This window comes from Cellulomonas sp. NPDC055163 (assembly GCF_053607065.1).
In genome coordinates, this window is the sequence record NZ_JBSGSU010000008.1 from 1 (window position 1) to 10,121 (window position 10,121).

Sequence of the window (10,121 nt, forward strand, 5' to 3'; positions counted from 1 at the left end):
GCATAGGACTCCCGGGACCCACCCGGCATGATCGACGGGCCCAGCAGCGCCCCCTCCTCACCCCCCGAGACACCCGAGCCGACGAAGTGCAGGCCATGGGCCTTGAGCTCACCCTCCCGGCGCACCGTGTCCGGGAAGTGCGCGTTCCCCGCGTCGATCACGATGTCCCCGGCCTCCAGCAACGGGACCAGCTCGCCGATCACCGCGTCCGTGGCCGCACCCGCCTTGACCATGATCACCACCTTGCGCGGACGCTCCAACGACGCCACGAAGTCCGCCATCGACTCCGACGCCACGAACACCCCCTCGTCCCCGTGATCCGCGACCAGGGACTCGGTCTTGGCGAAAGACCGGTTGTGCACCGCGACCGTGTACCCGTGCCGCGCGAAGTTCCGCGCCAGGTTCCGACCCATCACAGCCAGACCCGTCACACCGATCTGAGCAGTTCCTTCTACGGACATACGCGCGGTACTCCTTCGTCGGGGGGCGCCCGGGCCGGCAGGTGCACTCCGCACGGGCGGGCCGGTTTGTGCTGATGCGCCGGTCAGCCTAGTGGCGCAACGACACGCGCGACGCGGCGTGCCGAACGGCAAGACCGCACCCCCGCACGTAGTCTCGCTCGCGTGACACCAGCCGGTTCAGGGCCCGCTCCGCCGGAGTTCCTGCGCGCACTGCGATCGCTCCGTGACGTGCAGCTGCGACCCGAGATCCGCCTCGAGGAGGTGCCCGGTCCGGCGCGCATCGCGCCGTGGACGGCAGCCCTCACCGCGGAGGTGCGCGCGAGCCGGCGCGACCCCGACGCGGTCGAGCTCGCGTCCGGGCGCTTCGTGGTGCTGCACGACCCCGAGGGCCAGGAGGCGTGGCACGGGACGTTCCGCCTCGTGACCCTCGTGCGCGCGACGCTGGAGCCCGAGGTGGGCTCCGACCCGATGCTCGCGGAGGTCGCCTGGAGCTGGTTCGCCGACGCCCTCGCGAGCGCCGGCCTCGACGCGCACGCCGCCGGCGGGACCGTGACCCGGGTCCTGTCGCAGAGCTTCGGCGCGCTCGACGAGCGCCCCGAGCAGGTCGAGCTGGAGGTGCGTGCGAGCTGGACGGCGCGCGACGAGGACCTCGGGCCGCACCTGCGGGCGTGGGGCACGCTGCTGTGCACGACGGCAGGACTGCCCCCGCTCCCCGCGGGCGTCGTCCCGCTCCCGAGGCGTCGATGAGACGCCGCCGGAACAAGTAGCCCCGCCGAACCGCTCAAGGTCGGGGATGGTGCGGCCGATGGTCTTGTACGTGCCGGAAACATCCCCGGGGAGACCTACGTGAGCATCGAGCCGTTGCGCCGCACCGCGCCCACCCTGCGGGGTGTGCAGCCGCGTGCCGGAGAGCGCGCACCCCTCGTCAGCGCCGACCGCGCTGTCGGCGCGCCCGCTCAGCGGCGCGCCCTCGGCCAGATGTGCGTGGTCGTGTCCGACCTCGCCGACGGTGACGGGCAGGTCCTCGTCCGGAACCTGCGGCGTCGCGGGTCCGGCCGGGTCATCCTGCTGGCCCGGCGTGCCAGCCGGCGTGAGCTCGTCGGCCTCCTCGCGGGTGGCCTGCGCGGCGCCGTCGCGTCCGAGGCGCACACGACCCTGATGCAGGTCCCACCGCCTGCGCAGTTCGTGCGGGACCGCCCCGAGCTGACCGCTCGCGAGCTCGGCGTCCTCAAGCTCGTCGCGGACGGTTGCAGCAACCGGCGGATCGGCGAGCTGCTCGGCCTGTCGGCCCTGACGGTCAAGAGCCACCTCGCGCGCATCTCGCGCAAGCTCGGCACGGGTGACCGCGCCGCGCTCGTCGCGATCTCGATCCGGACGGGCCTGCTCGACTGAGAGCGCGCCCGCACGCGCCCGCCCCTGCGGCGGTCCCGTGAGCGACCCCACACCACCTCGGCCCCGTCCTGCTGCGCGCGCCCGCGCGGCGGCGGGCCGCGGAACCCCTACGGTGGAGGTCATGCTTCCCGATCGACCGTCCGGCGACCCTGCGGTGCAGGTCCCCGCCGACGACGCCGTCGACGTGGCCGTGCCCGAGGCACCGCTCGTCGTCGCACTCACCGAGCCCCGCGAGGGCGTCCCCCCGGTCGTCGAGACCGCGGAGGAGCTCGCGCGCGTCGTGGCGCTGTTCGAGGCCGGCACCGGGCCGGTCGCGGTCGACGCCGAGCGCGCCTCCGGGTATCGCTACGGCCAGCGCACGTACCTCGTGCAGCTGCGGCGCGAGGGTGCGGGCACCGCGCTGATCGACCCGATCGCGCTGCCCGACCTGTCGGCGCTCTCGCAGGCGCTCGTGGGGGTCGAGTGGGTGCTGCACGCGGCCTCGCAGGACCTGCCGGGCCTCGCCGAGCAGGGCATGACGCCGACGCGGATCTTCGACACCGAGCTCGGTGCGCGCCTGCTCGGCCTCGACCGCGTCGGCCTCGCGGCGGTCGTGGCGGAGCTGCTCGGGCTGGGCCTGGCCAAGGAGCACTCGGCGGTCGACTGGTCGACGCGTCCGCTCCCGGGCGAGTGGCTGCGTTATGCGGCGCTCGACGTCGAGGTGCTCGTGGAGCTGCGCGCGGTGCTCGCCGAGCGGCTGGCCGTCGCGGGCAAGGCCGAGTGGGCCGCGCAGGAGTTCGAGGCGGTGCGCCTGGCTCCCCCGCCGCCCCCGCGCGTCGAGCCGTGGCGCCGGGTCTCGGGGCTGCACGCGGTGCGCGACGCCCGGCGGCTCGCCGTCGTCCGCTCGCTGTGGACCACGCGCGACGACAACGCGCGCCAGCGCGACATCTCCCCGGGACGGGTGCTCCCCGACCACGCGATCGTCGCGGCCGCCCAGGCGCTCCCGCGGTCCGTCCCCCAGCTCGTCGCCCTGCCGGCGTTCTCGGGCAAGGGCACCCGGCGCCGTGCCGCGCTGTGGCAGCACGCGATCGACGAGGCGCTGGCACTCCCGGAGCCGGAGCTCCCGTCGGTGCGCGGGCCCAAGAGCGACGCTCCCCCGCCGCCGCGCGCGTGGGCCGACCGGGATCCTGCGGCCGCCGCGCGGCTCACGGCGGCGCGTGACGTGATCGCGGCGCTGTCGGCCGAGGTGGACGTCCCGGCGGAGAACCTGCTGCAGCCCGACCTGCTGCGCCGCCTGTGCTGGTCGCCGCCCTCGACGCTCGACGCCCCGGCGGTCGCCGACGCGCTGCGGTCCGGTGGTGCGCGCGAGTGGCAGGTCGAGCTCGCGGTCCCGCGGCTCGCGGCTGCGTTCGCGGCGGACCCGGCCTGACCGGGGCCGGAGAGACCGGATCCCGCGGAGGCGCGATGTTACTGTTCGGTAACTTGGCTGACGTGGGACGGACGTCCCGGTAACGTCGGCCCTCGCCGGCCCGCCTGGGTCGGCAGGACACCGTCGTCCCGCCTGGAGGTCCGATGCCGCGCGCATCCGCCCGGTCCGTCCGTCCCGTCGTCTTCGTCGAGGGTGTGCGCACGCCGTTCGGCCGTGCCCGCCCCGACGGTCTCTACGCGCACACCCGCGCGGACGACCTCGCCGTCAAGACCGTCCGGGAGATCCTGCGACGCCATCCGGAGCTGCCGCCAGAGCGGATCGACGAGGTCGCCGTGGCGGCCACGACGCAGACCGGCGACCAGGGCCTGACCCTCGGCCGCACGGTCGGTGTGCTGTCCGGGCTCCCCGAGACCGTCCCCGGGTACGCGATCGACCGCATGTGCGCGGGCGCCATGACCGCCGTGACCACCGTCGCCTCGGGCATCGGCGTGGGCGGGCTCGACGTCGCGCTCGCCGGGGGCGTCGAGCACATGGGTCGGCACCCGATGGGCTTCGACGCCGACCCCAACCCGCGGTTCGTCGCGGAGCGGCTCGTCGCCGCCGACGCCCTGAACATGGGCAACACCGCCGAGAACCTGCACGACCGCTTCCCCGAGCTGACCCGCGAGCGCGCCGACGCGTACGGCGTCGCGAGCCAGGAGAAGTACGCCGCCGCGCTCGCCGCGGGCAAGATCGACCCCGACCTCGTGTACGTCGCGACGCGCGACCCGGAGCGCGGCTGGGGCCTCGCGACCGCCGACGAGCCGCCGCGACCCGGCACACGCCTCGAGGACGTCCGCGACCTGAAGACGCCGTTCCGTGCGGGCGGGCGGGTGACCGCCGCGACGTCCGCCCCGCTCACCGACGGCGCCGCCTCGTGCCTGCTCGCGGCGGAGGACACCGCCGAGGAGCTCGGCCTCGCGGCGCGGATGCGCATGGTCTCGTTCGCCTACGCGGGCGTGGACCCGGCCGTCATGGGCATCGGCCCGGTCCCCGCGACGCAGCGTGCCCTCGCCCGCGCCGGCCTGACGATCGACGACATCGGGCTGTTCGAGGTCAACGAGGCGTTCGCGGTCCAGGTGCTCGCGTTCCTCGACGCCTTCGGGATCGCCGACGACGACCCGCGCGTCAACCCGTACGGCGGTGCGATCGCCGTCGGCCACCCTCTCGCGTCGTCCGGCGTGCGCCTCATGACGCAGCTCGCGCGCCAGTTCGCCGAGCAGCCCGGCGTCCGCTACGGCCTCACGACCATGTGCGTCGGCCTCGGCCAGGGCGGCACGGTGATCTGGGAGAACCCGCACCACCCAAACTACGACGGTGTGCGCCCCGCCGCCGCGACGACCTCCGGGAGCGCCCGATGAGCACCCCCACGACCGAGAACGCCCCCCGTCCCGAGCGCGTGACGCACGCGCTCGTCCGCGACGTGACGCTCCCCCGCGGCGCCGGCACGCTCGCGCTCGTCACGCTCGACAACGGCTTCGACCACACCAAGCCGACGACGCTCGGCCCGGGCGGGCTCGCCGAGCTCCAGGCCGCGCTGCGGGCCCAGCAGGCCCGCGCGGCGGCGGGTGAGATCGTCGCGGTGGCCGTGACCGGCAAGCCGTACTACCTCGCCGCCGGGGCGGACCTCACACTGGTCTCCTCGCTGAGCGACCCCGCGGACGCGCGGATGATCGCCGAGCTCGGGCACGCGACCTACCGCCTGCTCGGCGAGATGGGCGTCCCCACGTTCGCCTACGTCAACGGCGCCGCGCTCGGCGGCGGGCTCGAGGTCGCGCTCGCGTGCACGTACCGGACGGTCGCGTCCGACGTGACGGCGCTCGCCCTGCCCGAGGTGTTCCTGGGTCTCGTCCCGGGCTGGGGAGGCTGCTACCACCTGCCGCACCTCGTCGGCGTGCGTCGGGCGCTCGAGCTGATCCTCACGCGCCCGCTCGCGAACAACCGGATGACGAAGGCGGCCGAGGCGCGTCAGCTGGGCGTCGCCGACGCGCTCTTCGAGGCCGCGGACTTCCTCGAGCAGTCGCTCTCCTGGACCGCCGACGTGCTCGCGGGCCGCGTGGTGCCGGAGCGCCGCGAGGTCGAGAGCCAGGAGGAGTGGGACGCGGTCGTCGCCGGCGCCCGCGCCCAGCTGGACGCGCGCCTGCACGGCGCGAAGCAGTCCCCGTACCGCGCGCTCGACCTCGTCGCCGCGGCCCGCACCGCCGACCGGGACCAGGCGTTCTCGGCCGAGGACGACGCGCTCGCCGAGCTCATCATGTCCGACGAGCTCCGCGCCGGGCTCTACGCGTTCGACCTCACGACCCGGCGCGCGCGCAAGCCCGAGGGTGCCCCCGCGCCCGAGCTGGCCCGCCCCGTGCGGTCGGTCGGCATCGTCGGGGCCGGGCTCATGGCCGGGCAGCTCGCGGTGCTCGTCGCCCGGCGCCTGCGCGTGCCCGTGGTCATGCGGGAGGTGTCCGACGAGCGCGTCGAGGCCGGACTCGCGGGGATCCGCCGGCTCGTCGAGGGCCAGGCCGCCAAGGGCCGCATCACGGCCGACGAGGCGAACCGGGTGCTCGCGTCGATCTCGGTGAGCACCGACCTGTCGACGCTCGCCGGCGCGGACCTCGTGATCGAGGCGGTCACCGAGGTGATGAGCCTCAAGCAGCGCGTGTTCGCCGAGCTGGAGGACATCATCGCGGACGACGCGGTGCTCGCGACGAACACCTCGGCGCTGTCGGTGACCGAGATGTCGGCGCACCTGCGCCACCCCGAGCGCGTCGTCGGGATCCACTTCTTCAACCCCGTCGCGCAGATGCCGCTCATCGAGGTCGTCCGCACGGGTGTCTCGACCGACCAGGCGGTGGCGACCGCGTTCGCGCTGGCCCAGGGGCTCGGGAAGACGGCCGTCGGCGTCGCCGACCGGCCGGGCTTCGTGGTGAACCGGCTCCTGCTGCGGATGCTTGCGGAGGTCGCCGGGGCGGTCGAGGGCGGGACGCCGGTGCAGGTCGCCGATGTGGCGCTCCGCCCGCTCGGGCTGCCCATGGGCCCGTTCTCGCTCATCCAGCTCGTCGGGCTCCCGGTCGCGCTGCACGTGCTCGAGTCCCTGCACGCCGACCTCGGCGACCGCTACCCGCTGTCCCCCGGGCTGTCCCGGCTCGCCGAGGCCGGGCGTCGCGTCGTCCCGGAGCCGGACGGGCGGGGCAGCGAGCACGCGGTCGACCCGGCGATCCAGGACGCCTTCGGGGCGGTCGGCGCCGAGGGGGCGCTCGACGAGCAGGGCGTGCGCGACGCGGTGCTCGCGGGCCTCGCGCAGGAGATCGGGCTCATGCTCGACGAGGGTGTCGTCGCGACTCCCGAGCAGATCGACCTGTGCATGGTCCTCGGCGCGGGCTGGCCGTTCCACCTCGGCGGCATCACGCCCTACCTCGACCGCACGGGGTGGTCGGAGCGGGCCGCGGGGCGTCGCTTCCTGCCGCCCGGCCGTGCGGACGTGCCCGTGCCGGCGGCGTCCCAGGTCTGACCCGCTGCCCGCGGGGTGGGTGGCGCGTCTCGCCCACCCCGCGGGCAGTGCGCGGTCAGGGCTGCGCGTCGAGCCGCGCCACCACCTCGTCGGGCAGCTCGACCTCGGCCGCGCGGATGTTCTGCTCGTACTGCTCCCACGTGCGCACGCCCGTGATCGCCGAGATCCGCGGCGAGCGCTGCGCGAGGATCCACGCGAGCACGAGCTGGTTCGGCGTGCAGCCGACCTCGGCGGCGAGCTCGTGCACGAGAGCCCGGCGGGCGTCGTTCGCGGGTGCGTCGAAGAACCGGTGCTGCCAGTTCGTCGCCCACTTCGCGTCGTCGTCGTACGAGCCGCGCAGCGTCGGGGTGTACGCGAACAGGGTCACGTCGTCGTGGGCGCGCAGGTAGTCGAGCTGCTCGTCGTCGACGATCGACGCGTGGTCCAGGCCCGCGGTCCGGTGCAGGTAGGTGTGCTGCTGCTGGAGCGCGACGGGGACAGTCCAGCCGTTCGCCGCGGCGGTCGCGCGGACACGCTCGAGGCGCCAGGCGCGCACGTTGGACCAGCCGAGGTGCCGGACCTTGCCCTGGACGACGAAGGAGTGCAGGACCTCGAGCGTCTCCTCGAGCGGGGTCGAGCGGTCGTCGACGTGCACGTAGTACAGGTCGACGTGGTCGGTCTGCAGGCGGCGCAGGCTGCCCTCGAGCGCGTCGCGCAGCGTCTGCGCCCCGGCCCCCTCGTACCGGGACTGCGCGAGGGCGCTGTCGGGCTCGTCGCTCCCGTCCCGCCACACGCCGTCGAGGTCGCGGATCCGGGCGGTGCCCTTCGTGGCGAGGAACACGTCGTCGCGGCGGCCGGTGCGCGCGAACCAGCGACCGAGCACCTCCTCGCTCTCGTCACCGGTGTACTGCGGCCCGCTCCACCACGAGTAGCAGTTCGCGGTGTCGACGTGCGTGCCGCCGGCGTCCAGGAAGTGGTCGAGCATGCGGTGCGCGGTGGGCTCGTCGGTCGTGGTGCCGAACAGCATCGCGCCGAGCGCGAGCTCGCTGACCTTCTCGCCGGTGCGGCCGATCTCCAGGGTCCTCATGCGTGTGCGTCCTCCCGGGCGGCGGCGACGACGCCGCGGTAGTAGGTGAGCTTGTTGTCGATGAGCTGCAGGTGCTCGGTGTGGCGGCGCAGGAGCGCGTCGAGCACGTCGCGGTGCCGCTGGAGCACCTCGATCCGGTCGGGGACGGTGTGCTCGCCCGCGCGGGTGAGCTCCGCGAACGCGAGCATGTCGCGGATGCCCATGCCGGTCGCCCGGAGCAGGGTCAGGAGCTGGACCCAGCCGACGTCCCCGTCGTCGTAGGCGCGCCTGCCGCCGGCCGAGCGTGCGACGGGGGCGAGCAGGCCGATGCGCTCGTAGTAGCGCAGGGTGTGCGTCGTGACCCCGGTCTTCTCGGCGACCTCGCCGATCGTGTGACTGTTCGTCATGACGGCCACGCTAGGAGTTCGAGCGCACTCGAAGTCAAGCAGCCGGGCGACCGGCTCCCCGGTGGGACGGCGCGCCCTCGTGCTTGACGGCACGGGTCACGCTCCGGTGCTCGTGGGGTACCGGGGAGGACCTCGCGCGCGCGACGGGTCATGAGCTGGTCCGGGACGGTCAGGGACACCGTCGACCTGAGGGGCGCCTGCTCTCGACCCAGGTCGGACGACAGTGCGCGGCGCCGTTCCTACGGTGGGTCACGTGACTCACGACGGAACGCTGCACCGCCGCTCGACGACCGTCGGCGGCTTCGACCGCGACGGCCGGCTGTGGGTGATCGGGGTGCTCGGGGCCGGCGGCCTCGGGCTCGGCGCGCTGGTCCCGGTCGTGGCCCGGTGGCTCGAGGACGCGCCGTGGGTGCCGTTCGAGGGCCCGCTGCGGCTGCTCTCGTCGTTCGACGCGTCGTGGCTGACGTGGGGGCGTCCCGCGATCGGGCTCGCGCTCGGCGTCGTCGCGGCGGCGTGGGTGATCTCGGCCTCCGCGGTCCTCGAGATCGACGCGGAGGAGGTGCAGGTGCGGCGGCACGGACGGGTCGAGCGGGTCCTCGCCCGTCCCACCGTGGCGGGCGTGCACCCGCGCGGCGCGAAGATCGTGCTCGAGAGCGAGCTCGGGCGGACGCTCTTCGCCGACGACGTCGAGGGCGACCGGGCTGCGGTCCGGCGGGCGTTCGTCGAGCACGGGTACCCGTGGGAAGGGCCGCGGGACTGACGAGGTCCGGGCGCGACCTCAGTACGTCGTGAGGCCGTGGGCCCGGAACTGCGCGCGCACCCGGGCGACGAGCTCGGGCGACGGCGCCGGGGTCCCGTCGAGCTCGTAGCGCATCCCCAGGGCGTCCCACTTGTCGCGGCCCATCTGGTGGAACGGCAGGACCTCGACGCGCGTGACGCTCGACAGGCTCGCGGCGTACGCGGCGACCTGCTCGACGTTCCCCGGGTCGTCCGTGAGGCCCGGGACGAGCACGAACCGGATCCAGGTCTCGGTCCCGCGCGCGGCGAGGCGACGGCCGAGCTCGAGCGTCGGGGCGAGCTCGCGGCCCGTGACCCGCCGGTACGTCTCGGGGTCGCCCGACTTCACGTCGAGCAGCACGAGGTCGAGGTCGTCGAGCATCGCGTCGGTGCAGTGCGCCCCGAGGTAGCCGGACGTGTCGATCGCCGTGTGGATGCCCAGCTCCTTCGCGCCCCGCAGGACGCGGGCGACGAACGCCGGCTGCATGAGCGGCTCGCCGCCGGAGATCGTCAGCCCGCCGCCGGTGACCTCGAAGATCGGACGGTAGCGGCGGACCCGGCCCAGGAGCTCGTCGGCGGTGATCGGCTCGCCGCGGCGCATCTCCATGGTGTCGGGGTTGTGGCAGTAGAGGCACCGCAGCGGGCAGCCCGACAAGAACGTGGTCAGCCGCGTCCCCGGGCCGTCGACGGCCGTGACGAGCTCCCACGAGTGCAGGGAGCCGAGCTCCCCGGCGCGCATCTGCGCGAAGCGCTCGACCCGGTCGGCCTCGCTGACGTCGAGCCCCGCGGTCCCGGCGGTCGAGCGGTGGTTCGAGCCGCCGACGAGCGGCACGCCGAGCTCGACGACCGGGGCGCCGACCTCGCCGGCGTCACGCTGTACGGCTGTCGCGTCCATCGCCGGCTCCTGTCGGTCTCGTGGGGATCGTGCTGCTCGCTGCGGGGGGTGGTGCGGTGTCCCGGTGGACCGTGGCGGGGGGCCCCCCCGTCCCCCCCCAACCCCTTTCCCCCGGGGGGCAGGGGGCCAAGACAACCCTGAAAACCCCCCAAGAAACCTCCACCCTCCTCTCCCCCGTCCAAAAGGCAAAAATTCCCG

Annotated in this window: 10 protein-coding genes; 6 read left to right on the forward strand and 4 right to left on the reverse strand. The window is 74.6% G+C overall.

Annotated elements, in window-relative coordinates:
- The coding region (locus ACWFNE_RS16240; protein WP_452123462.1) for an NAD(P)-binding domain-containing protein at window positions 1-461 on the reverse strand (461 nt) is incomplete at its 3' end.
- Between the two features lie 162 nt (window positions 462-623).
- On the opposite strand from ACWFNE_RS16240, the gene ACWFNE_RS16245 reads away from it, so the two are divergent.
- The 5 genes from ACWFNE_RS16245 to ACWFNE_RS16265 all read left to right on the forward strand — a co-directional run bounded on the left by ACWFNE_RS16245 (window position 624) and on the right by ACWFNE_RS16265 (window position 6,799).
- Entirely contained in the window at window positions 624-1,208 is a 585-nt protein-coding gene (locus ACWFNE_RS16245; RefSeq protein ID WP_452123463.1) for a DUF3000 domain-containing protein, read from the forward strand.
- Window positions 1,209-1,307: 99 nt separating this feature from the next.
- Window positions 1,308-1,853, forward strand: coding sequence for a LuxR C-terminal-related transcriptional regulator (locus ACWFNE_RS16250; RefSeq protein ID WP_452123464.1), 546 nt, complete (start codon window positions 1,308-1,310; stop codon window positions 1,851-1,853).
- 121 nt (window positions 1,854-1,974) lie between these two features.
- Complete coding sequence (locus ACWFNE_RS16255) at window positions 1,975-3,261, forward strand: HRDC domain-containing protein (protein WP_452123465.1); 1,287 nt, start codon at window positions 1,975-1,977, stop codon at window positions 3,259-3,261.
- 143 nt (window positions 3,262-3,404) lie between these two features.
- Window positions 3,405-4,661: a thiolase family protein gene (locus ACWFNE_RS16260; protein ID WP_452123466.1), complete on the forward strand. Its 1,257-nt coding sequence runs from the start codon at window positions 3,405-3,407 to the stop codon at window positions 4,659-4,661.
- The gene (locus ACWFNE_RS16265; RefSeq protein WP_452123467.1) at window positions 4,658-6,799 is read left to right on the forward strand and encodes a 3-hydroxyacyl-CoA dehydrogenase NAD-binding domain-containing protein; all 2,142 of its coding nucleotides are present in this window, start codon (window positions 4,658-4,660) and stop codon (window positions 6,797-6,799) included. The genes ACWFNE_RS16260 and ACWFNE_RS16265 overlap by 4 nt, the downstream gene beginning before the upstream one ends.
- A gap of 55 nt (window positions 6,800-6,854) precedes the next feature.
- Here the strand turns inward: ACWFNE_RS16265 and ACWFNE_RS16270 are convergent, their stop codons facing one another.
- Window positions 6,855-7,865, reverse strand: a complete 1,011-nt coding sequence (locus ACWFNE_RS16270; protein ID WP_452123468.1) for an aldo/keto reductase — start codon at window positions 7,863-7,865, stop codon at window positions 6,855-6,857.
- The gene (locus ACWFNE_RS16275) at window positions 7,862-8,251 is read right to left on the reverse strand and encodes a MerR family transcriptional regulator (RefSeq protein ID WP_452123469.1); all 390 of its coding nucleotides are present in this window, start codon (window positions 8,249-8,251) and stop codon (window positions 7,862-7,864) included. Before ACWFNE_RS16275 ends, ACWFNE_RS16270 begins: the two co-directional genes overlap by 4 nt.
- 253 nt (window positions 8,252-8,504) lie before the next feature.
- Between ACWFNE_RS16275 and ACWFNE_RS16280 the strand changes: the two genes are divergently transcribed.
- The gene (locus ACWFNE_RS16280) at window positions 8,505-9,011 is read left to right on the forward strand and encodes a YqeB family protein (protein ID WP_452123470.1); all 507 of its coding nucleotides are present in this window, start codon (window positions 8,505-8,507) and stop codon (window positions 9,009-9,011) included.
- Window positions 9,012-9,029: 18 nt separating this feature from the next.
- Here the strand turns inward: ACWFNE_RS16280 and pflA are convergent, their stop codons facing one another.
- Window positions 9,030-9,923 carry a pyruvate formate-lyase-activating protein gene (gene pflA, locus ACWFNE_RS16285; RefSeq protein WP_452123471.1) on the reverse strand — a complete coding sequence of 298 codons (894 nt, stop codon included), beginning with the start codon at window positions 9,921-9,923 and terminating at the stop codon, window positions 9,030-9,032.
- Window positions 9,924-10,121: the final 198 nt, after the last annotated feature.